Raw genomic sequence first — 20,791 nt, forward strand, 5'->3', positions numbered from 1 at the left:
CCCGTGTTGGGTCCCGGGTCGCAGTCCGCTGGCGCTGCATGCGCCCGGGAGAGGGCGCAGCGTTTCATCCTGCACCGCCCATTTCCCGGACAGGTGGAGCGAAGCGGAACCTGATCCGGGACCCAGCACGGGACGCGCCGCGCAGCGGCTCATTCCGAACGAACCTGCCCACACACCCTGCCGCCGGGGAAGAAAACGCGAACGTTCCGCGTCCCCAGGGATTCACAAAGGAATCGGGATCGGCCACGGTGCGCGGATGTCGCCCTGCTTCGCCGGCCATTGACCCGTCCCGCCCCGTCCCTGCGGTCCCACCAGCGTACGTTGATGGCCCTCGTGGCGGCCATGGCGAGCGGGGAGGCGGGGCATGTCCAGAAGATCCTGGCGGCGGTGACGCCCGGGGGCGGCAAGTCGCTGCTGCCGGTGATCGCCGCGCACACGCTGATCGCGGCCGGCCGGGTCGAGCGCTTGGTCTGGGTGGTGCCGCGGGATTCCCTGCGCCTCCAGGCGGAGGAAGCCTTCGCCGACCCGCTCTGGCGCGCAGCGTTCGGGCATGCGCTCAGCGTGCGCGCCGCCGACAACGAGCGCGATCCGGCCCGCGGCCTCTCCGGCTACGTCACCACCTATCAGGCGGTGGCGGCCGCCCCGGCGCTGCACCTCGCGGAGGCGCGGGCGCACCGCACCCTGCTGGTGGTCGACGAGGTCCATCACCTGCCGGTCCCGGGGCGGCCGGGGGCGGACGACGCCTCCGCCGAGGAGGAAGCCGAGGCGGGGGCGTGGTCCCGGGCGATGCTGCCGGTGATGGAGGCGGCCGAGATCGGCCTGTTCCTGTCCGGCACCCTGGAGCGGGCCGACGGCCGGCGCATCCTCGGCTTGCCCTACCGGCCGTCCGCCCTCGGCCGCGGTCCCGAACTCGACCTCGATGCGCCGGGGCTGGCGGTGATCGGTTATTCGCGCTCGCAGGCGCTGGCCGAGCGGGCGGTGCTGCCGGTCACCTTCGGTGCGATCGACGGCGAGGCGAGCTGGCTCGAAGGCGGGCGGATCGCTGGCGACAGCCCCCGGGTCGGGCCGCACCGCCTTGGCGCCGGTTCGGTCCGGGTCACCACCCGGCCGGCTTTGTTCACGGCCCTGCGCACTGGCTTCGCCCGGGATCTCCTCAGCGAATCCTTCTTCGCGACCAAACGCCTGCGCGCCCGGCGCCGGCTCGAACGCGATCTGCCGCCCGGCCAGATGGCCCGGGGACTCGGCAAGCTCCTGGTGGTCGCCCCGGACCAAGCGAGCGCCCGCACCTACATGACGACCCTGCGGAGCTGGATGCCGGCCCAGCAGGGGGAGCGTGACGTCCGCTTGGCGACCTCCGGCCAGGGCGACGCCCACGCGGCCCTGGCGGCGTTCCGCCTGACCGCGGAGCCGGCGGTGCTGGTGACGGTGGCGATGGCCTATGAGGGGCTCGACGCCCCCGAGGTCGCCGTGGTGGCGGCCCTCACCCATATCCGCTCCCGGCCCTGGCTGGAGCAGATGCTGGCGCGAGCCACCCGGGTCGATCCGCATGCCGGCCCCTACGACAACCAGCAGGCCCTGGTCTTCCACCCGGACGACCCGCTCTTCGCGCGCTTCCGCCTGGAACTCGAGACCGAGCAGGGCAGCAGCGTCCGGCCGAAGCGCGAGCGGCCGGCGAGCGCCATCGTCCCGGAGCGGACCCCGTGGCGTGACGAGGATCCCGGCGGCATCACGCCGCTGGAGAGCAACGCGATCGGGCTGCGCTACGCCCTGCTGCGCCCGCGGCTCGCCGAGCCCGCACCGGTGGCGCCGGCGCCGGAACCGCCGTCCGTCACCGAGCGGACCCTGCGCCAGCGGCTCGCGGTCGCGGTGGCGAGCCAAGCGGTCGAGGACGAGGCGTCGTTGCGCGTGCCCCGCGGCGGCAACCTCGCGCATCGCTACAACGCGGTGCTCAAGCGCGTACTCGGCAAGGGCCGTGCGACCATGACCCTGCCCGAGCTGGAGGCGGCGCTGGCCTGGCTTGAACGCAACCGGCTCTCGGACCATCTCGACCGCCTCGACGGTGACGCCCGCTACGCGTGGTCCGCCCGCCGGCGCCGCGGTCGCTGGCAGCCGGAGCGCGCCGCCGGCCGCTGACCCGTCGCGGATTGGAGGAGCGCGCGATGACCGAAACCCTGCCGGACGCCTTCGCGGCGACGCTGACCGAGCCTGAGCCGCCCGCGGCCTGGCCGGCGCCGCGCGCCGCCCTCTGGTGGCTCGCCAGGGACGCGACCGAGACCGCAGACGCCACCTGGGCGCGGGCGCACGCCCTGGTCCAGGACGCCTCCGGGCCCGACGCCGCCTGGGTGCACGCGCATCTCCACCGCATCGAGGGCGATGACGGCAATGCCCGCTACTGGTATGGCCGCGCCGGCCAGCCCGTGCCGCGCGGCACGCTCGCCGAGGAGCGGGCGGCCCTGATCGCCGCCCTGGCGAGCGCGGGCTGAACTCCGCGGCATCCGGTCCAAACCTGTCCGTCCCGCGCGACCGGCCGTGACGGCAGGATCGTTTATTACGCAAACAGACTATGCCTCACGGATCGAAATTTAATATCTGCGCGACATGTCGGCCATACCTGGCGTGGCAGGATTGATTTTACATCGCGCCCGCAAATCGATATCGGGCATGATGCCCTCTTGATCGCCCGTGACAATTGAGAAGCCTGTGCGTTTCCCCCCGTCTACGTTGTCTTCGATATCCTGCAACGATGAAATCTGAGTCAGGCTGGGCCCGTCGATTTCGGATCACAAGGAACGTGCTGGTTATCGTGATGAGCTTGAGCTGTTTAGTCTGCAGTGTGGGCCTGGCGGGTCTTTCGCTGCGCCACCCCACGCGCGCGGTCGCCCTCGAACGCTTGAGCGGGATCTGCCTGGTGCTCGGCCTGTCCCTGCTCGGGGTCGCCCTGCACGGCGCCCGCTTATAGTCTGAGGGCTGCGAAGACCGATTCTCGGAACGCCTGAGCCGACAACCGGTTGACAGCCCGCCCGGCGCGCAGGCCGGGCCTCGATTATCGGAGCGGACCTATGAGCCTCCTCGGCAGCATCGTCGGCAAGATCCTTCATCCGTTCGGCGGCGGTTCCGCGGACGCCGCACCCTCATCCACGTCGGGCTCCTCCAGCGGCTCGGCCGGTACGGGCACCGCGTCGGCCCCCGGGAGCGCCAGCGGCGGCGAGCCCGTCGACGTGGAGGCCGTGCTCACCGGCCTCGCAGAGAAGAACTCGCAGACGCTCGATTGGCGCCACTCCATCGTCGACCTGATGAAGCTGCTGGGCCTGGATTCGGGCCTGTCGGAGCGCAAGAAGCTCGCCGACGAGTTGCACTACACCGGCGACAAGGAGGACTCGGCCTCCATGAACATCTGGCTGCACAAGCAGGTGATGGTGAAGCTCGCCGAGAACGGCGGCAAGGTGCCGGAAGACCTCAAGAACTAAAGCCACGCAAGGCCCGGCGCCTGATCGCGCCGGGCCTTCCTCAGCGCCCGGTGCGGACCCGGGTCCAGAGGCGGGTGACGTAGCGCTGGGTGCGGTCGTCCCAGGCGGTGTTGATCGACAGGCGCTGCATCGTCGCCTCGTCCGGGTAGATGCCGGGATTGCTCAGGATCTCGGGCTTCACGAGCTTCTTCGCCGCGAGGTTGCCGCTGGCATAGGCCACGAAGTTGGTGTTGGCCGCCGCCACCTCGGGCCGCAGCATGTAGTCGATGAAGGCCAGGGCCTCGGCCGGGTGGGCGGCATCCTTCGGGATTGCGAAGGTGTCGAACCACATCAGCGCGCCTTCCTTCGGGACCACGTAGGCGATCTCGATCCCGTTCTTCGCCTCTTCGGCCCGGCGCTTGGCTTGCAGCACATCGCCGGAATAGCCGACCGCCACGCAGATATCGCCGTTGGCCAGCGCCTGGATGTATTCCGAGGCGTGGAACTTCCGGACGCTGCCGCGGACCTTGAAGAGGGCGTCGGTCACCAGGGTCAGGTCGTCCCAGCGCTTGGAATCGGCCTTGGCGCCGAACACCGGCAGCATGCTGGGAATCAGATCCTCGGGACTATCGAGCATCATGATCCCGCAATCCTTGAGCTTGTTCGCGGAAGCCGGATTGAGGACGACGGTCCAGGAATTCAGCACCGCGTTGGCGCCCAAACGCTCGCGGACGGCGGCGACGTTGTAGCCGATGCCGGTGGTGCCCCACATGTAATCGACCGCGAACGTATTGCCGGGGTCGTACACGGCCAGCCGATTGGAAATCTCCGACCAGAGATTGCCGAGGTTCTTCAGCTTGGACTTGTCCAGGGGCAGGAACGCCCCGGCCCGGATCAGCCGCTGCAAATAGGGTCCGGACGGCACGACGATGTCGTAGCCGGACCGGCCAGCCAGCAGCTTGGTCTCCAGGATCTCGTTGTTGTCGTAGGTGTCGTAGACGACCTTGATCCCGGTCTCCCGGGTGAAGGCGTCGAGCACCTTCGGGTCGATGTAATCCGACCAGTTGTAGATGTTGACGACCCGCTCCTCCGCGGCCCGCACGGGCGCAGCCGGGGCGAGGATGAGGAGGGCGACGAGCAGCGCTGCCATCCGGGGACGAAAGCCACTTCCCGCGCGCGCGGCTGCCCGACGCCGGACCGGGACGAAGCGCCGGACCGATCGTTCGATCCGGCCCGCCCCGGCCCCACTCACGCCTGCCTCGCGGCGACGACCACGATCTCGACCAAATATTGCGGATCGCACAGCCGCGCCTCGACGGTGGCGCGCGCCGGCGGGTGCTCCTGCGATACCCAGGCATCCCAGGCGGCGTTCATCTCGGCGAAATGGCCGATGTCGGCGAGGTAGATCGTCGCCGACAGGATGTGATCCTTGTCGCTTCCGGCGACCGCGAGCAGCCGGTCGATCTGCACCAGGATATTCTGGGTCTGGGCGGTGACTCCGGTGCCGACCGGATCGGACGCCACCTGGCCGGCGAGGTAGATGGTGTTGCCGTGGATGGCGCCCTGCGACATCCGCGTTCCCGGTTCGATCCGTTCGATGCTCATTCCAGTCCCCAGCCGGCGGAAGTCGGTATCTGCCGTGGCAGTGGTGCGGCCGTAAAGGGCTGCGCGCCGACGCGCCGCGGGAACCAGCGGAAAATTCTCCCCGGCGTGTGCAGTTGCGAGCAACCGTGGCCGGCCGCCGTGCGTTCATCCGGCATCGCTTGTCACGCCTTGGGGTTCGTCATGGGTATTCTCTGGACCATCGTCATCGGGTTCCTCGCCGGAATCATCGCCAAGTTCCTCATGCCCGGACCGAACGAGCCGTCGGGCTTCATCCTGACGACCATTCTCGGCATCGTCGGCGCCTTCGTGGCAACCTTCATCGGCCAGGCCGTCGGCTGGTACGGACCGAACCAGGGCGCGGGCTTCATCGGTGCCATCGTGGGCGCCGTCGTGGTGCTGTTCATCTACGGCTTCATCGCCGGACGCCGCAGCACGACGATCTGACCAGTTCCGGAGCGCTAGAACGCGAAGGGGCGCCCCGTGGGGCGCCCCTTTTTTGTTTTTTGGCCTGCTCAATCCGTCGACCGGGCGAAGCCCTTAGAAGTGATCCGCCGCTGCCTTCACGGCACAGTGGCCGGTGGCGCCGCGCACGGCCAGACCGACGCCGACGACCAGCGCCAGCAGGCTGAGGATCTTGTTCGGCCTCGGCTGCGCGGCCGCCGCGGCGATCCCGAGGCCCAGAGCCACCGACACCGCCCGCTCGGTGGTGGTGAGGTTCGGCTGCCCGCTGAAGATGTCCTGGATCATATCGTTGGCCATGAAAGCTTTCCCGCTGTGAGGTCGCGGTGCGAACGCGGGCGCGGGGCGGGCGTTCCAACCGTCCCGCACGGTGGAGGCGTGCAGGCTGCGCAGGCGCCCGAATGGCACCTGCTGCCGCGCGGGGACGACCGACGACGCCACAGTAGAACGTCGCATCAAGCGCTTGAGCAGGACCTGCCGGACAGACACACTCCGAGGCTCCAGTTCCAGGGAGTTAGGCTTGGCGCATGAAAAAGGCGCGGCCCCGGGGGCCGCGCCTTTCATCTCAGGCCCACGCCGGCCAAGACCAGCGCGGGAAAGTCCCAAACAATCACTCGCCGGCGGAGTCGCGGCGGCGCTCGCCGCGGTGGCGGCCGCCATTGTCCTCGCGCCGGGGCTCGCCGTCCCGGTCGCTGCGGCTGGAATCGCGCTCGGCCTTCACCTTCTCGGTGATGTCCTCGCCGGTCTGCTGATCGACGACGCGCATGGACAGGCGGATCTTGCCGCGGTCGTCCTGACCGAGGAACTTCACCTTGACCTTGTCGCCTTCCTTGACGACGTCCGTCACCTTGGCGACCCGCTGGGCGGCGAGTTCCGAGATGTGGACGAGGCCGTCCTTGGCGCCGAAGAAGTTCACGAAGGCGCCGAACTCCATGCACTTCACGATCGTGCCGTCGTAGATCATGCCGTTCTCGGGCTCGGCGACGATCGAGCGGATCCAGTTATAGGCCGCCTTGATCGCCTTGCCGTCGGCCGAGGCGATCTTCACGATACCGGTATCTTCGATGTTGATCTTGGCGCCGGTCTTCTCGACGATCTCGCGGATCACCTTGCCGCCGGTGCCGATCACGTCCCGGATCTTGTCGGTCGGGATCTGCATCGTCTCGATGCGCGGCGCGTACTCGCCGAGCTCCGGCCGGGCGTCGGTGAGGGCCTTGGCCATCTCCTGAAGGATGTGGGCGCGCCCGTCCTTCGCCTGGTCGAGGGCGACCCGCATGATCTCCTCGGTGATGCCGGCGATCTTGATGTCCATCTGGAGCGAGGTCACGCCCTCGTCCGTGCCGGCCACCTTGAAGTCCATGTCGCCGAGGTGATCCTCGTCGCCCAGGATGTCGGACAGCACCGCGAAGCGCTCACCCTCGAGGATGAGGCCCATGGCGATGCCGGCCACCGGACGGCGCAGGGGTACGCCGGCATCCATCAGCGACAGCGAGCCACCGCAGACCGAGGCCATCGAGGACGAGCCGTTGGACTCGGTGATCTCGGACACGACGCGGATCGTGTACGGGAACTCGTGCGCCGGCGGCAGGACCGGCCGGATCGCCCGCCACGCCAGCTTGCCGTGGCCGATCTCGCGACGGCCCGGGGAGCCCATGCGGCCGGTCTCGCCCACCGAATAGGGAGGGAAGTTGTAGTGGAGCAGGAAGCGCTCCTTGTAGGTGCCGTCGAGCGAGTCGATGAACTGCTCGTCCTCGCCGGTGCCGAGCGTGGCGACCACGAGGGCCTGGGTCTCACCGCGGGTGAACAGCGACGAACCGTGGGCGCGGGGCAGAACGCCGACCTCGGAGACGATCGGGCGGACCGTCTTCAGGTCGCGGCCGTCGATGCGCGAGCCGGTGTCGAGCACGTTCCAGCGCACGACCTTGGACTGCGCCTCCTTGAAGGCGGCCTTGACCTTCTCGGCCGGGAACTTTTCCGCACCCTCGGGGCACAGGGCAGCCAGCACCTTCGCCTTCACCGCGTCGACGGCGGCGTAGCGCTCCTGCTTGACCGTCTTGGTGTAGGCGGCGCGCAGCTCGGTCTCCCAGACCTCCAGCACGGCCTTCTCGACATCCGCGTTCTCGGGGGCCTGGAAGTCGCGCGGCTCCTTGGCGGCCTTCTCGGCCAGGCGGATGATCGCCTCGATGACCGGCTGGAAGTGCTTGTGGCCGAACATCACGGCGCCGAGCATCACGTCCTCGGAGAGCTCCTTGGCCTCCGACTCGACCATCAGCACGGCGTCCTGGGTGCCGGCGACGACGAGGTCGAGGCTCGACTCCTCCTTGGTCTCGGTGACCAGCGGGTTCAGCCGGTAGCCGCCGTTGATGTAGCCGACGCGGGCGGCGCCGATCGGGCCCATGAACGGCACGCCCGACAGGGTCAGGGCGGCGGAGGCCGCGACCATCGACACGATGTCGGGATCGTTCTCGAGATCGTGGGTCAGGACGGTGATGACGACCTGGGTGTCGTTGCGCCAGCCGTTGATGAACAGCGGGCGGATCGGGCGGTCGATCAGGCGGGAGACCAGAGTCTCCTTCTCGGAGGGACGGCCCTCGCGCTTGAAGTAGCCGCCCGGGATGCGGCCGGCGGCGTAGGCGCGCTCTTGGTAGTTCACGGTGAGCGGGAGGAAATCGATGCCGGGCTTCGGCTCCTTGGTGGCGACCACGGTGGCGAGCACCGAGGTCTCGCCGTAGGTGGCGAGCACCGCGCCATCAGCCTGACGGGCGACCTTGCCGGTCTCGAGGACGAGCTTGCGGTCGCCCCACATCAGCTCTTCGCGTTGAACGTCGAACATTCTTGTCTCTTCCTTGCCTTCGGCGGGCCCGGCCCGGCGCCGTCGGGGGCAAGACGGCGCGACACTTCATCCGGGGAAGTGTCGCGCGATCCTGCCCCGACGCTGGCGCCTCGAAGCGACCCGTTTTTCGAGCGGCCGGACCCATTCCGGCAGCCCGAGATTGCAGAACGCGGCCCCGAGCCGGGCTCGGAACCGCGCGTGGTGCGCCTTAGCGGCGGATGCCGAGACGCTCGATGAGGGCGCGGTAGCGGGCCTCATCCTTGCGCTTGACGTAGTCGAGCAGCGAGCGGCGCTGCGAGACCATCTTCAGCAGGCCCCGGCGGGAATGGTTGTCCTTGCCGTGGGTCTTGAAGTGGCCGGTCAGGTTGGTGATCCGCTCGGTGAGGATCGCGACCTGGACCTCGGGGGACCCGGTGTCCTTGGCGTCCTTGCGGTGTTCCTTGATGAGCGCGGTCTTGCGCTCTGCCGTGATCGACATCGCATGCCTTTCGGGTTGTGCGGGTTCGGATGCGGCGCCCCGGAGGAGGGCGCGCGGACTCGGCGTTCGGCCAGTGCCGGGATGTCGTCCAGCACGGTCACAGCGCCAAGCGGCTCAAGCCCCGCCCGGTAACCCGGGCTGAGGCCGCGCGATCCATACACGAAACCGCCGGATACGCCAGCCCCGGGCCCCCAGGGCCGCGCCGAGGGAAGGGTTAACATCCGCGTGCTAGCCGGAGGGCGCACGAAGGTTGGCCCAGCGATGAACGCGAGTCTCACCGATGCGTGCGGCGTCCTCGCGGCGACGCTGCTCGGCGTCCCCCTGGTCCTGCTGCCGGGCTATGCACTGGGCAGATTGACCGGGATTTTGGGGTTTAGCACCCTCGCCCCCGGGGGCCGATTTCTCTGCTCTGCCCTATTGGGAATCGGCCTGCTGCCGGCCCTCGACAGCCTGCTGGTCCAGGCCGCGGGCGTTCCGGCCGCCGCCCTGGCGAACGGCGCGCTCGGGCTGGCGACGCTGGTGCCGGCAGCCCGCTGGCTTCGGGGCCGGGTCGACCTGCCGGCCACGGGGCGTGGGCTGGCGCTCGCCGCGCTCTGGGTCGTCATCGTCGCCTACGCGCTGATCGACATCGACACCGGCACGGGCCTGTACCAGCCGGTGACCGTCATCGACCTCGTCAAGCACGCGAGCCTGACCCGCTCGATCGTCCAGGACGGCTTGCCGCCGGTCGATCCGTTCTTCGCCCGACCCGAACGGGCCGGCTACTACTACTTCTTCTACACGCTGTGCGCGCTCATCGACTGGGCCGGCGGGACGCTGGTCGACGGACGTACCGCCTTCGCCGGGATGGCCTTCTGGACCGGGATCGGGCTGCTCGGCCTGCTGGACCGGCTGCTCGCCGCCACCGGGCTGGTGCGGGACGCCTCCCAGCGCCTTGTCCGCGGCGCGACGCTCCTGCTGCTGCCGGCGGGCGGGCTCGACATCCTGCTGGTCATCCGCAACCGCATCGAGACCGGGATCTGGATCCCGATACCGGAATGGCTGAACGAGCAGGTGCTGAACTGGCCGAGTTCCCTCGTCTGGGTTCCGCACCACGTCGCGGGCGCGCTGGCCGGCTGGCTGGGGCTGCTCACCCTCGCCGAGGCCGCGGACGGGACACGGCGCCCCCCGGGCGCCACGGTCGCGGTGGCAGGCATCGCGTTCGCGGCCTGCGCGGGCCTGTCGGTCTGGGTCTGCCTCGGCACGGTCGCGGCGGCCGGGACCTGGCTGGCGCTGCTGGCGATCGAGCGGCGCTGGCGCGATGCCGGCCGGCTCGTCGCGGCGGGGCTCGTCGCCGCCCTCCTGGCCGCACCCTACCTGTCCGGCCTCCTGGCGAGCCGGGGCGAGGCCGGGCAGGCCATCGTATTTGCGGTCCGGAGCTTCGGTCCCCTCGAGGGTGCGGCGGACAGCCCGGTGTTAAGCCTGATCCGCGTGATCTTGCTGCCGGTCAATTACTACCTGGCCTTCGGGGTCCTCGCCGCCGGCGCGTTCCTGTTCTGGCGCATCGTCCCCCGGAGCGAGGCCCATGCCCGCGAGGCGGGGCGGTTGCTCACCATCGTGGCGGCCTCCTCCCTGCTGATCGGCGGCTTCCTGCGCTCGGCGATCCTCTACAACGACCTGGGCTGGCGCGTGGTCCTGCTGGCGCAAGTCGCCACCCTGGCCTGGAGTGTGTCGGCCCTGACGCGGATTGCCGGGGCGCGGTTCCGGCTGCCCGGATTGATCGCCGTGCTGCTCCTGCTCGGCTACGCGACGACGCTCTACGGATTTGCCGGGATGCGGGCCTATCCCGCGTCCGGCCTCCCGAACTTCGCCTTCCTCAATGGCCGCCCCGATATCGATCGTGCCCTGCGGGCCGCCTACGCCTGGGCCGGGGAGCGGCTGCCCCGGGTTCTGGTGTTGCAGGCGGCCCCCGGAGGGCCGCGGGTGTTCGATTTCGGTCTCTATGGATTTCACCCCGTCGCGGTGGCCGATCGGGAAGCGCGGCTGTTCGGAGCCTCGCAGGAGGCCGTCGCGGCGCGGCTGGCGCAGGTTGCGCCGATTTTTTCCGATGTGCTCACCACAGACGATGTCCACCACCGGGCCGCCGGAGCCGGTATCGGCGCATTGATCGTCACCGCGCAGGATTCCCCCTGGGCGAACCCGGAGTCCTGGGTCTGGCGCAACCGGCCGCTCTACGCGTCGCCGCGCGTCCGGATCCTGTCAGTCGACGACCTGGATGGGGGACCGCGATGAAAGAGGCCGTCCCCTCGCATCCGCGACAGGCGCTGCGCTGGCTCGCGGCCCAGGGTGCGCTGCATGCGGGCGCGCTTCTCATCGGCTTCGGCTGCTTCGTGCTGCTATTCCGGACGGATCTGTGGTCCGGCGTCACGATCCTGTTCTATCGCGGCCTGATCCTGCTGGTCGTAGCCTTCCTGGTCAGCGTCGTGGCGACGGCGGCCCTGGCCGGGCTCGGCCGCGCCTGGGGGCTGCGCCGCCGCGATGCCCTCGGCGCCTGCGTGCTGTCGCTCGCCCTGAACCTCAGCGTCTTCGTGATCTTCCCGGTGACGGTCGATCGCTCGATCAGCGTGTTCCTGCTCGGGCAGATGGCGGCCCATCCCGAGGAGCACTTCAGCGCCGAGCGGGCGCGGGCGGTGTTCGAATCCGTCTATCTCGGCGAGTTCCGCCAGATCGAGCGGCGTCTGGCGGAGCAGACCGCATCGGGCAACCTCGCTGCGGACGGGGACGGCTACGTCATCACCCCGCAGGGCCGTGCCTTCATCCGGTTGTCAGGACTCGTCGCCAAGGTCTTCCAGACCGATCCCAGGATGATCGAGGGCCGGCCATCGTCCGGGAACCCGCCGACGCGTTGAACGCCGTCGCGCAGATCCTGCCCCAATCCAGACCGCGCGACTCGCGCGAGCCCATTCGGCCAACACATCCCGATCCAGCGCGCTCAGACGAAAGCTGCTTCCCGAAGAGGCAAAGAGCATCGACTGCGATCGACGCCGCGGATAAGAAAACCTGACGCCGAATCTTGAAGCCGCCCGCAAAATCGCGACACACGCACAAGGCGTATTCATCGGAGCACGTTTAAGATTTGAGGCCCGAAAGGTCGATCTCTCATGAGCACCCGCGTGATACTTCGGTGATGCCTGCAGATATCGGCAACGCGCGTCCCGATCACGGCGCCAGGCCTGCGGTCGAGTGGGCGCTCGGAGGGTTCGGCTGCCTGGTCGCCGTGCTGGTGCCGTTCGCCATACTGGCGCTGCCCCAATCGGAGGTGGTGGCGGTCGTCGGACCGCCCGGCAGCGGCGCTGCCGAGTCCGTCCGGATCATCGCGGCGGCGGGCGGGACCGTTCTGAACCGCGGCGGCCCGGACAACGTCCTCTGGGCCCGCTCGGACCGGGAGGGATTCACCGGCCGCCTCTACGCTGCGGGGGCCCGCCTCGTCCTCGACGGCCACCTGTCCGAGGGGTGCGGTCCGTCCGCCTCCTCAACGCCTTCGCCGAACGCCACCCCGGCAACGGCCTGGAACTCGCCTCGATGAGCCATCTCGATATCCTGCAGCGCCGCTTCGCCCGCTTCCTGATCCTGCTGCTCTGGGCCCATGTGCCGATCATCGGCGCCTATGAGGTCGTTCTAAGCGGGGGCTTGCCCGCACTCGGCCCGATCGCCGGGGCCATCTGCCTCGCCGGCATCGTGACCGGTCTGTGGCTGCGCGACCCGATCAGCACGGCCACCCGCATCGTGAGCGGCGTGGCCTTCGTGGGCATGGCCGCGCTCCTGCTGGTCGTCTGTGCCGGTCGTCCCTGGCAGATCGACATGCACATGTACTTCTTCGCCTGTCTGGCGGTGTTGGCCGGATGGTGCGACTGGCGCGTGATCCTGGCGGCGGCGGCGGCCACGGCTGTCCATCACCTCGCTCTCAATCTCGCAATGCCGGCTCTCCTTTTCCCGGGCGGGACGGCTGATCTGGGCCGGGTGCTGCTGCACGCCGCGATGGTGCTCGCCGAGACGGTCATCCTGATCGCGGTCTGCCGGACCGTGGAAGGGTCCTTCAAGTCCCTCGCAACCTCCGAGGCCGAGGCGCAGGCGCAGCTCGCCCGGGCCATGGAGCTGGAGCAAGAGGCGACCACGAACCGGTCCGCGCTCGAGACCGAGCGCAAGTCCGGGACCGAGCAGCTCGCCCGCGCCTTCGAGGATTCGATCGGCGGCATCCTCGACCACGTCGCCAAAGCGGCCGGTGCCGTCGAAGCGCGCGCGGCCGGCATGGCCTCGACGGCGGCCACGACCGCGGACCGGTCGATCGGGGTGGCCGCTACCGCCGGGGATGTCGCCGGCAAGGTCCAGGGTGCCGCGGCGGCGGCCGAGGAGCTGGGTTCGTCGATCGGCGAGATCGGGCGGCAGGTCGACGTGTCGGCCGAGATGGCGCGCGAAGCCGCCACGCAGGCCGCTGCGGCGACGCCCCTCGTGACCGAGTTGCGCACGGCGGCCGAACGCATCGGCGACGTGGTGGCACTGATCTCGAACATCGCCGGCCAGACCAACCTGCTGGCGCTGAACGCCACCATTGAGGCGGCCCGGGCCGGCGAGGCGGGCCGGGGCTTCGCGGTGGTCGCCGCCGAGGTCAAGGAACTCGCCGAGCAGACGGGGCGCGCCACGCAGGAGATCGCCGCGCAGGTCAACCGCATCCAGACCTCCACCGGGCAGGCGGTCGCGGCCGTGGACGGCATCACCGTCCGGATCCGCGACATGAGCGGCGTCGCCACGGCGATCACCGCCGCGGTCGAGGAACAGCGCGCGGCCACGCAGGAGATCCTGAAAAACGTCTCGGCGGCTGCCACGGACACGAGCGACATCACCGCCACGCTCACGGATGTCACGGGCGACGTGCAGGTCACCGGGTCCGAAGCGGGGCACGTCCTCGCCTCGATCTCGGACCTCTCGAAAGACTTCGCGACCCTGCGTGCCGAGGTCGGCCGCTTCCTCGCCTCCGTGCGTGCGGCATAAGGTCCCGGCTCGGTTCTTGCTCGTGGGCCTCTCATCGTCCACCCAGTCACTGAAGACCGTGAGCCTCGACATGTCCGACACCGCCGCCATCGCCCGGATCGAGAGCCCGGCGACCGGCGATCCCAGCCTCGCCCGGAGCCTCACCGCCCCGGGCCTCGTCGCCATCGGGCTCGGCGCCACGATCGGCGCGGGCATCTTCGTGCTGACCGGAACCGCCGCGGCGCAATATGCGGGTCCGGCGCTGAGCCTGTCCTTCGTGATCGGCGGCATCGCCTGCGGCTTCGTTGGGCTGTGCTACGCCGAACTGGCAGCCATGATCCCGGAGGCGGGCTCGACCTACACCTACACGCGAGCGTGCCTCGGCGTGCTGCCGGCCTGGATCATCGGCTGGGATCTCGTGCTCGAATTCGCCATGGCGGCGGCCACGGTGGCGGTGGGCTGGTCCGGCTACGCGCAATCGCTCGCAGCGGATTTCGGCCTGGCGCTGCCGGCCGCGCTGGCCTCGGCACCGGGGGATGGCGGCCTGGTCAACCTGCCGGCAGCCGGGATCGTGCTGGTGCTGACCGCTCTCCTGACCCGCCGGACCCGGGAGGCCTCCCTGGTGAACGGGCTGCTGGTGATTGCCAAGATCGCGATCATCCTGGCCTTCGTGGGCGTTGGCGCGGTCCACCTCCAGCCGGAGCTCTGGCACCCGTTCGTGCCGGAGAATGCCGGCTCGTTCGGCACCTACGGCTGGAGCGGCGTGTTCCGCGGGGCCGCGGTGGTGTTCTTCGCCTTCGTCGGCTTCGAGACCGTCGCGACCGCGGCGGGCGAGTGCCGGGCGCCCCAGCGCGACGCGCCGGTCGGGCTGATCGGATCGCTCGCCATCAGCACGATCCTGTACGTGGCGGTCGCGGCGGTGCTCACCGGCCTGGTTCCCTATCAGGAACTGGACGTGGCCGACCCGATCGCCAAGGCGATCGACCGCCTCGCGATGCCCGGCCTCGCCATCGTGATCAAGATCGGCGCCCTGATCGGACTGACCACCTCGGCGCTGACGGCGCTCTACGGGCAGGGCCGGATCTTCTTCGCCATGGCCCGGGACGGGCTGCTGCCGCCCCTGTTCTGCCGGGTCGATCCGAAGACCCGGGCGCCGGTGGCGAGCCAGGTGGTGATCGGGCTGTTCACCGCGGCGGTGGCCGGGCTGGTGCCGATCGATATCCTGGGTGAGCTCGTCAGCATCGGCACGCTCCTGGCGTTCAGCCTGGTCTGCGGCATCGTGCTGATCCTGCGCCGGACCCAGCCCGACCGGCCCCGGCCGTTCCGCGTGCCGGCGGCGACGCCGATGGCCGTGCTGGGCATCCTGTCGTGCCTGGTGCTGATGGCCTCGCTGCCGGCCGATACCTGGATCCGGCTCGCCATCTGGCTGGTCATCGGCCTGGCGATCTATGCCGGCTACGGCCGGCGCCACACCCGGCTCACCCGAGCAGATTGAGCGTCGCCCGGCTCACCGCGTCGATCGAGGCCTCCGCGCTGAGATTCAGCTCGTAGTTCCGGATCACGCGCTGGAGGTCGGCCGATTCCAGCGCGACGTTGACGTTCGGCAGGCGGACATAACCCTGCCGGTCGGCCGCCGCGTTCGATGGGTCGTAGCGCCGACGGAAATCGCTGCCGTCGCGCACGATGCGGCCGACCGGTTCGCGCGCTTTGTCGACGTCGACCGGCTGGAACACGGCGATCTTCCGGGCATAGGGCGCCCCGCTCGGATCGGCCGGGGCGGAATCGGCGTTCGCGATGTTCTCGGAGATGGCCCGGATCTGCCCGTTCTGGATCCGGCGGCCAAAGGCCAGCGCGTCGGTGGCCGCCTTGAGGGGGCTGGTATCCGGCATCGGGCGGGCTCGGTCGGCGCGGGGAAAGGCTGAACGATCTTCTACGAAACAGCCTTAAGAGCCGGTTAAGCGGCGCGACCGGACAGGCTGACCGCCTCGCGCAGATCGCGTCCGTCGGTGAGCCGCAGGCCCCTGCGGCGCAGGGAGGCGAGCAGCGCCCGGTCCGGGAACGGGCAATAGGGCAGGACTTCCGTGGTCCGGCCTTCGGGCAGGCGGTCCGTGCGGGCGATCGCGTCGAGCAGTTGGTCGAGCATGCCGCGCCCATGGGCGTGGAGCGCCACGGCCGCCCGGGTGGCGGTGGTGGCGGCGGGGAGGGGCACAGCCTCCTGGGCCAGGATCGCCCCGGTATCGATCGTCGCGGCGAGCCGATGCAGGGTCATGCCGAAGGCGCCGGGCCCGTCGGACAGCGCATGGATCGTCGGAACCGGGCCGCGGTGACGCGGCAGCAGTCCGGGATGGCCGTTGATGCCGCCCAGCCGTGCCAGACCGATGGTCGCGGCCTTCAGGATCTGGTCGAAATGATAGGTCAGGATCAGGTCCGGGGCCGCCTCGCGCAGCGCCTGCGCGACCTCGGGGCCGTTGACGTCGTCCACCGTCAGGGTCGGGATACCGAGTCGCCGGCACAGGGTCTTGAGCGGGGTCGATTCCGGCGCGTCGCCGCTGCCGGAAACCGCCTGGGTCAGGGGCGCCAGCGGGCGCAGCAGGTCCGGCAGCCCGAAATTCACCGCGAGGTAGGGCAGGATCCCGGCGCCGGAGCGGGCGAGATGGCGCCGGACCTGCCCGGTCAGGCCGCCGCTCGAGGGCCGCTCCGCGTTCGAGAGCCCGACCAAGGCGATGTCGGCCCGGTGATCGGCCACGAACCGGCGCACCACCCGGGCATTGGGCAGCGCCTCCAGGACGAACAGGGCGATCCGGGCGCGGGCCATCAGCGGCGCGGCCGCCGCTGGAACCGGAAGGCGTAGAGCCCGGCCCGGCGGATGCTCTCGGGCAGGAGCAGCACGGTCCTGGCCAGGGCCGCCAGCACGAACGGGAAGGCGATCACGTCGCGGTCCTTCGCGACGCCCTTGGCGATGTGCAGGGCCGCCTCGTCGGCGCTCATCTCCAGGGGACGCCAACCCTTGAGCTCGCCGCCCATCGGGGTCTTCACATAGCCCGGCGCCACGACGTTGACCTTCACGCCGCGCGGCCCGACCTTCTGGCGCAGGGCGAGCCCGTGGGCGACCAGGGCAGCCTTGGCGCCGCTATAGGCCGGGGCATCCTGCAAGGGTGCGTAGGCCGCGAGCGAGGACACCAGCACGATCTGCCCGCGCCCGCGCTGGAGCATCAGGGTCAGAGTCGGCAGCACGATGTTGAGCGAGCCCGTGTAGTTGATGTCGGCGGTCTCGAACGCCGTCTCCTCTGACTCGACCTCGCCCTTCTGGTTGCCGCCGTTCACCGCGGCATTGGCGATGACGAGGTCCAGCGGCTGGGCCGCGTCGGATTTGTGGATCAGGTCGATCGCGGCGGCCCGGTCCCGGGTGTCGAGGCGCACGGGCTCGACGGTCGCGCCGCTGGCCCGGCAATCCCGGGCCACGGCTTCCAGGCGGTCGACATTGCGTCCGATGAGGATGAGGCTCACGTCGGCACGCGCGTAATGGCGTGCGAGCGCAGCGCCGATACCGCTCGACGCGCCAGTGATCAGAATGCGGGGCATGGTGCGGGTGCTACGCCGCGGAGCCCGGACAAATCAAGGCCGGGAAAGGCTCACCGGCGACTTAAAGGCACGCCAGGACCCGGAAACTGTCAGGAAGAACCAGCAGTTTTCCTGTCACGCTTCAGTAGACAGGCGCGAGCTGTCCGTCACTCTCGCCGCCCTCGCGGATCACCCGGGCCGCAGCCAGCATCGAATCGGGTAGGGCGGATTCCATCCGCGGCACCGAGCCGGCCACGGCCCGCTCGATCGCGCCCTTGGAGAAGAAGCCGCCATTCACCTGCGTCCGGTGCAGCACGACCCGGCGGAAATCGGCCATCAGGCCCATGTCGGGCGCGGTCGGGTTCGTCCAGAAGCCGTCGAGGTCGCCCTGATGGGTCAGGCCGGCCATATTGTAGATCGCGGTGCCGACCGCGTGAGTCGGTCGTCCCATCTCCAGGGACAGCATGCCCACCGTCGAGTTGACGATCACGACGCCGCGGGAACCCTTGATCAGGGCCGGCAGGTCGCCGCCGTCGATGAAGTCGAGCCGGTCGCTGACGCCGTGGCGCCGGGCCGAGGCACGGGCGAACTTGCGCCAGTTGATCAGGCCGCTGTCCAGCGGATGCAGCTTCACCAAGAGGCGCGTCGGCGCCGAGGACGCGTCCGCGAAGGACTTGATCACCCGGTCCATGAAGCCCTCGACGCCGAGGAACGGCGAGTGGACCCGGATCTGGTAGTCGCTGTCGAGCTGGAGCGGCAGCAGGAAGTAGTCGCAGCCGACCGCGCGGTAGATCTCGTCACAGCGCGCCGCCTCGCGGCGGGTATGGGCGCGCCGGCTGAATTTCTTGATCCAGCCCGCGTACTCGGCCGCGATATGGGTCGGCCGGTGGCTGCGGAAATGCGGAAAGAGATAGGGGAAGGCGATGTTGGCGACGTTGTAGCCGACGTCCCAGACGCTGCGCCGGGCCATGTCGCCCGTGGAGGGCATCGCCCGGCCGGGCTGGGGCAGGCGCCGCGCCAAGGCGCGGACCTCGGCGGCCGTGCGCGGCAGGGACGAGAAGCCGTTCACCCCGCCGAGCTCGCAGGTGATCCAGTTCGGGCGGATATAGCCTTCCTCGAACACGTGGACGCGCAGGCCGCGGACCTCGGCGATCATCCGGGCGGCCCGGTGGAACGGCCGGCAATCGCCGAACAGCACGATGTCGGTGACGGCTTCGCGGTCGAGATACGATTCGAGATACGTGCCCCAGGCCTCGCGGCGGCCGCGGTAATTGTCCGCGTTGCCGTTCCAGAACAGCCAATCGCCGGGGCAGAGGTTGATGCGGCGGACTTCGTGTCCCCGAGCGCGCAGCGCCTTGCCGAGATCGGAAAAGAACGGAGAGGCGATGCCCTGCAGGAACAGAAAGGTCGCAGGGCGGTCGCGGAGGGCGTCGGGGGCGGTCTTTTGCATTCCGCGGCGCTTCTATCCTTGACCCTCGGCCGGACGGATCCGGACCGGAAAGAGTGACCAGAGTTGGCACGCAGCAACACGGCCCGGCAATCCGAGGCCGCGTCGCGGGGTGGCGTTTCCGCTCCGGCGTGGCCCGTCTGCAACGGTCGCACTTTTGCGGCCACCACGCGGATTGAAGGGGCAATCACGGCGACGATATGTCCAAATCCTTTTCAAGCCGTGACGCTTGCGTGATCGGCCACGGTTGTCCCCGCGATCCCGGTGATTCCGCGCCGGCCATCCCACAGCGGCGAAAATGCGCTACAGGCGGCCCGAACGAGTCAGCCGACCGGAGCCGGGCGCCCCATCATGTCCCTTGAACCGACCCCGTCGCTCTACGCGACCGGCCGGACGATCCGCCGCCTGCGGGCGGAGATCGAGGCCGCGACGGGCTTCGCCTTCGACCGGGTTCGGCCCGGCGCGGTCGGCGCCGTCTGGGGGGCGGGAAGCCTGCCCGCGCGCCTGCTCCGGCTGACTGGGCGCCGCCGGCTCGTGGTCACACCAGGTCCGCTGCTCAGCCCGTACGACACACCGGAGACCGGGTTCGCGTCCCTGCGGCTCAGCCTCGACGGCAAGCCGCTCGGCGGGGAGGGCGGGATCCACTATCTCGATCCCTGGACCCGCCAGCCGATCGGCCGCGAAGCCTGCGCGGAACACATCGCTTGGCTCGCCGCGCGCTTCGCCGAGAACGACCGGCGCGTCGTCTATGTCGGTATGTCGCGCTGGAAGCGGCCGGCCCTCGACGTGCTCGGCTCCGGTCCCGCCGGGCGCCCGGTCCACACCATGACGGCCGAGGCCGCGGTCGCAGCCGGCCAGCGTCATCACGGCCGGATCCTCGCCTGGGCGACCCGTGCCCCGGGCAAGCTGGAAGACGCCTGCGCCCAGGCCGGCCTGCCGCTCGCCCGGGTGGAGGACGGTTTCCTGCGCTCGGTCGGCCTCGGCGCGAGCCTGCAGCCCGGCGCCTCCATCGTGGTCGACGACCTCGGCATCTACTACGACCCGCGCCGGGAGAGCCGCCTGCAGCGGCTGCTGGCCGAGTCGGATTTCCAGCCCGAACTGGTGAGCCGGGCCAAGCGCCTGCGCGAGGAGGTCGTGGCGCGGCGCCTCAGCAAGTACAATGTCGGCCTCGACGCCGCCGCCCTCGACTGGCCGACCGGCCGGCGGATCGTGCTGGTGCCCGGGCAGGTCGAGGACGACGCCTCGGTGCAGCACGGCTCGCCGCTGGTTCGCTCGAACCGGGCGCTGCTGGAAGCCGCGCGGCGGCGCAACCCCGACGCCTTCCTGCTCTACAAGCCCCATCCCGATGTCGAGGCGGGGTTCCGGCCCGGCATCATCCCGGAGGCCGAAGCGCTCACCCTCGCCGACCGGATCGTGGGGGGAATCAGCATCGTCGACATGCTCGACCGGGTCCACCACGTCGAGACCATGACCTCGCTCGCGGGCTTCGAGGCGCTGATCCGCGGGCTCAGCGTGGCGACCCATGGCCGCCCGTTCTACTCGGGCTGGGGCCTGTCGGAGGATCTGGCGCCGGGGGCCGACCGCGGCCGCAGGCTCACCCTGGACGAGTTGGTGGCCGGCGCGATGATCCTCTATGCGCGCTACCTCGATCCCGTGGCGATGAAGCCGTGCAGCCCCGAGCGGCTCCTCGACCGGCTCAGCGCCGCCCGGGAGGCGGCCCCGCGCAGCGCGCTCTCGATCGGCCGCACCGCCCATCTCGTCATGCGGGCGCGCTACGGCCTGTTCAATCCGATCGTGCGGGCGCTCCGCAGCCGCCGCGGCGTCGGCCGTGAGACGGGGCCGCGCTAGGCGGGGGCATCCATGGCACCCGCTATCCGGGTTTCTTTTTGCGCTCCCAAGGGGATAGAGCGGATTCCTATCGCGGCGGACGAAATCTCGATTCCGAGGCATCCGCA

The 20,791-nt window shown here is 70.0% G+C and carries 19 protein-coding genes; 10 read left to right on the plus strand and 9 right to left on the minus strand.

Annotated features, from left to right (window positions below; genetic code table 11):
* Nucleotides 1-279 precede the first annotated feature (279 nt).
* The 3 genes from MKK67_RS20470 (at nucleotide 280) to MKK67_RS20480 (ending at nucleotide 3,467) form a co-directional block, all read left to right on the plus strand.
* Nucleotides 280-2,133, plus strand: a complete 1,854-nt coding sequence (locus MKK67_RS20470; protein WP_279601732.1) for a DEAD/DEAH box helicase — start codon at nucleotides 280-282, stop codon at nucleotides 2,131-2,133.
* A gap of 26 nt (nucleotides 2,134-2,159) precedes the next feature.
* Nucleotides 2,160-2,483 carry a hypothetical protein gene (locus tag MKK67_RS20475; protein ID WP_243968837.1) on the plus strand — a complete coding sequence of 108 codons (324 nt, stop codon included), beginning with the start codon at nucleotides 2,160-2,162 and terminating at the stop codon, nucleotides 2,481-2,483.
* Nucleotides 2,484-3,059: 576 nt separating this feature from the next.
* Complete coding sequence (locus MKK67_RS20480) at nucleotides 3,060-3,467, plus strand: DUF3597 domain-containing protein (RefSeq protein ID WP_243968839.1); 408 nt, start codon at nucleotides 3,060-3,062, stop codon at nucleotides 3,465-3,467.
* Between the two features lie 40 nt (nucleotides 3,468-3,507).
* On the opposite strand, the gene MKK67_RS20485 is transcribed toward MKK67_RS20480, so the two are convergent.
* The gene (locus MKK67_RS20485) at nucleotides 3,508-4,596 is read right to left on the minus strand and encodes a polyamine ABC transporter substrate-binding protein (protein ID WP_243968841.1); all 1,089 of its coding nucleotides are present in this window, start codon (nucleotides 4,594-4,596) and stop codon (nucleotides 3,508-3,510) included.
* A gap of 98 nt (nucleotides 4,597-4,694) precedes the next feature.
* Nucleotides 4,695-5,051, minus strand: coding sequence for a RidA family protein (locus MKK67_RS20490; RefSeq protein WP_243968844.1), 357 nt, complete (start codon nucleotides 5,049-5,051; stop codon nucleotides 4,695-4,697).
* A gap of 180 nt (nucleotides 5,052-5,231) precedes the next feature.
* Between MKK67_RS20490 and MKK67_RS20495 the strand changes: the two genes are divergently transcribed.
* A complete protein-coding gene (locus tag MKK67_RS20495) occupies nucleotides 5,232-5,495 on the plus strand; it encodes a GlsB/YeaQ/YmgE family stress response membrane protein (protein WP_243968846.1) in 264 nt (87 codons plus the stop codon).
* Between the two features lie 93 nt (nucleotides 5,496-5,588).
* Here the strand turns inward: MKK67_RS20495 and MKK67_RS20500 are convergent, their stop codons facing one another.
* The 3 genes from MKK67_RS20500 to rpsO form a co-directional block, all read right to left on the minus strand.
* A complete protein-coding gene (locus tag MKK67_RS20500; protein WP_243945310.1) occupies nucleotides 5,589-5,810 on the minus strand; it encodes a YgaP-like transmembrane domain in 222 nt (73 codons plus the stop codon).
* Nucleotides 5,811-6,120: 310 nt separating this feature from the next.
* Complete coding sequence (gene pnp / locus MKK67_RS20505) at nucleotides 6,121-8,343, minus strand: polyribonucleotide nucleotidyltransferase (RefSeq protein WP_243968849.1); 2,223 nt, start codon at nucleotides 8,341-8,343, stop codon at nucleotides 6,121-6,123.
* Nucleotides 8,344-8,551: 208 nt separating this feature from the next.
* The gene (gene rpsO / locus MKK67_RS20510; protein WP_007560136.1) at nucleotides 8,552-8,821 is read right to left on the minus strand and encodes a 30S ribosomal protein S15; all 270 of its coding nucleotides are present in this window, start codon (nucleotides 8,819-8,821) and stop codon (nucleotides 8,552-8,554) included.
* A 261-nt stretch (nucleotides 8,822-9,082) separates the two neighbouring features.
* Between rpsO and MKK67_RS20515 the strand changes: the two genes are divergently transcribed.
* From MKK67_RS20515 to MKK67_RS20535, 5 genes are all read left to right on the plus strand, one after another.
* Complete coding sequence (locus tag MKK67_RS20515) at nucleotides 9,083-11,092, plus strand: hypothetical protein (protein WP_243968851.1); 2,010 nt, start codon at nucleotides 9,083-9,085, stop codon at nucleotides 11,090-11,092.
* A complete protein-coding gene (locus MKK67_RS20520) occupies nucleotides 11,089-11,709 on the plus strand; it encodes a hypothetical protein (RefSeq protein WP_243968852.1) in 621 nt (206 codons plus the stop codon). Before MKK67_RS20515 ends, MKK67_RS20520 begins: the two co-directional genes overlap by 4 nt.
* A gap of 278 nt (nucleotides 11,710-11,987) precedes the next feature.
* A complete protein-coding gene (locus MKK67_RS20525; protein ID WP_243968854.1) occupies nucleotides 11,988-12,386 on the plus strand; it encodes a hypothetical protein in 399 nt (132 codons plus the stop codon).
* Entirely contained in the window at nucleotides 12,314-13,849 is a 1,536-nt protein-coding gene (locus MKK67_RS20530; RefSeq protein ID WP_243968856.1) for a methyl-accepting chemotaxis protein, read from the plus strand. The genes MKK67_RS20525 and MKK67_RS20530 overlap by 73 nt, the downstream gene beginning before the upstream one ends.
* A 70-nt stretch (nucleotides 13,850-13,919) precedes the next feature.
* The gene (locus tag MKK67_RS20535) at nucleotides 13,920-15,323 is read left to right on the plus strand and encodes an amino acid permease (protein WP_243968858.1); all 1,404 of its coding nucleotides are present in this window, start codon (nucleotides 13,920-13,922) and stop codon (nucleotides 15,321-15,323) included.
* Here MKK67_RS20535 and MKK67_RS20540 read toward each other — a convergent pair.
* From MKK67_RS20540 to MKK67_RS20555, 4 genes are all read right to left on the minus strand, one after another.
* A complete protein-coding gene (locus tag MKK67_RS20540; RefSeq protein ID WP_243968860.1) occupies nucleotides 15,307-15,717 on the minus strand; it encodes a flagellar biosynthesis protein FlgC in 411 nt (136 codons plus the stop codon). The genes MKK67_RS20535 and MKK67_RS20540 overlap by 17 nt on opposite strands.
* A 65-nt stretch (nucleotides 15,718-15,782) precedes the next feature.
* A complete protein-coding gene (locus MKK67_RS20545) occupies nucleotides 15,783-16,643 on the minus strand; it encodes a formyltransferase family protein (protein ID WP_243968863.1) in 861 nt (286 codons plus the stop codon).
* Nucleotides 16,643-17,410: an SDR family NAD(P)-dependent oxidoreductase gene (locus tag MKK67_RS20550; protein ID WP_243968865.1), complete on the minus strand. Its 768-nt coding sequence runs from the start codon at nucleotides 17,408-17,410 to the stop codon at nucleotides 16,643-16,645. Before MKK67_RS20550 ends, MKK67_RS20545 begins: the two co-directional genes overlap by 1 nt.
* Nucleotides 17,411-17,531: 121 nt before the next feature.
* Nucleotides 17,532-18,839, minus strand: coding sequence for a capsule biosynthesis protein (locus MKK67_RS20555; protein ID WP_243968867.1), 1,308 nt, complete (start codon nucleotides 18,837-18,839; stop codon nucleotides 17,532-17,534).
* Nucleotides 18,840-19,187: 348 nt separating this feature from the next.
* Here MKK67_RS20555 and MKK67_RS20560 point away from each other — a divergent pair, with 348 nt between their 5' ends.
* Nucleotides 19,188-20,684 (plus strand): capsular biosynthesis protein, encoded by a 1,497-nt coding sequence (locus tag MKK67_RS20560; RefSeq protein ID WP_243968869.1) that lies wholly within the window; start codon nucleotides 19,188-19,190, stop codon nucleotides 20,682-20,684.
* Nucleotides 20,685-20,791 lie beyond the last annotated feature (107 nt).

The sequence above is a fragment of the Methylobacterium sp. J-072 genome, assembly GCF_022829425.1.
GTDB lineage: Bacteria > Pseudomonadota > Alphaproteobacteria > Rhizobiales > Beijerinckiaceae > Methylobacterium.